This is a genomic window from Mesorhizobium sp. B1-1-5 (assembly GCF_006443065.1).
Lineage (GTDB): Bacteria > Pseudomonadota > Alphaproteobacteria > Rhizobiales > Rhizobiaceae > Mesorhizobium.
Genome location: NZ_VFWS01000495.1, coordinates 1 through 1,216 on the forward strand (window position 1 = coordinate 1; position 1,216 = coordinate 1,216).

General features: G+C 64.6%; 2 protein-coding genes. One reads left to right on the forward strand and one right to left on the reverse strand.

Annotation, left to right across the window (positions count from 1 at the left end; translation table 11 throughout):
* Nucleotides 1–568: phosphatidylserine decarboxylase (locus FJ980_RS32685; RefSeq protein WP_140547565.1), on the reverse strand; the 568-nt coding region annotated here is incomplete at its 3' end.
* A 211-nt stretch (nucleotides 569–779) separates the two neighbouring features.
* Here FJ980_RS32685 and FJ980_RS32690 point away from each other — a divergent pair.
* The coding region (locus tag FJ980_RS32690; protein WP_140547566.1) for an SMP-30/gluconolactonase/LRE family protein at nucleotides 780–1,216 on the forward strand (437 nt) is incomplete at its 3' end.

The following is a 1,216-nucleotide window of genomic DNA, read 5'->3' on the forward strand; positions in this document are numbered from 1 at the left end:
AGCCGAAGCGGATCAGGCCGAAACGCTCGCCGATGGCGATCGAGCCGCCGGTCTCGGCCCAGCAGACGATGCGCCGCGCCACGAGGCCAGCGATCTGCACTGCCGCGACGGTGCCGTTGGGGCTGTCGATGACCAGCCCGTTGCGCTCGTTCTCGGTGCTTGCCTTGTCGAGTTCGGCATTGAGGAATTTCCCCGGCCGATGCTCGATACGGGAAATCTTGCCGCGCACCGGGGCGCGGTTCACGTGGCAGGAAAAGACGTTCATGAACACCGATATGCGGGTCATTTCGGCATTGCCGAGGCCAAGCTCGCGCGGCGGCACGGCCGGGCCGACCGCCGAGATGACGCCATCGGCGGGGCTCACCACCAGACTGTCATCGACCGGCGTCACCCGCTCGGGATCGCGGAAGAAATAGGCGCACCAGGCGGTGAGGATGAGCCCGATCCAAAACAGGATCGAGGAGAAATAGCCGAGGAAAAGCGTGCCCGCGCCGAAGGCGGCGATGAACGGATAGCCCTCGCGATGGATCGGTACGAACGCGTTCTTGACCGTATCGACAAGGCTCATGGGATGGGGCAGTCCCTGTTTCAGGTCCGGCCTCAATAACCGAAACACCCTCTGCCCGCAACGCGACAATGGGGAAGGAGGGGCGCGCAGTAGCCTTTTAGAATTGTCGGCCGCCATGTCGGCAAGCCATACGCTCGCCCGTCCTTGGCAGGACAGTGCCCCGCGACGCCTTCGGAACGGTGACGTGGGTCACGCAGCCAAGGAGCCAGCAATGTCATCCGTTGCCGAGAACGCCAAGATTATCGCCAAGGGCCTCGCTTTCGGGGAATCGCCGCGTTGGCATGAGGGACGCCTGTGGCTCTGCAACTGGGGTACCGGAGAGATCGTCGCCGTGAGCGAAGACGGCAAGAGCAGGGTGATGCTCACCGTGCCAGCGGTCCTGCCCTACTCCATCGACTGGCTGCCGGATGGCAGGTTGCTCGTGATTTCAGGCCGCGAAGGCCTGCTGCTAAGGCAGGAGGTGGATGGCAGGCTCGTCACCCATGCCGATCTGCGCGACCTCTCGAAAAGCCCGTGGAACGAGATCGTCGTCGATGGGCGCGGCAACATCTATGTCAATGGCGGCGGGCCGGCGCCGGCGCCCGGCCAGCATTTCGGCCCGGGCACGATCGTACTGATCACGCCGGACGGGACGGCCAGGCAAGTGGC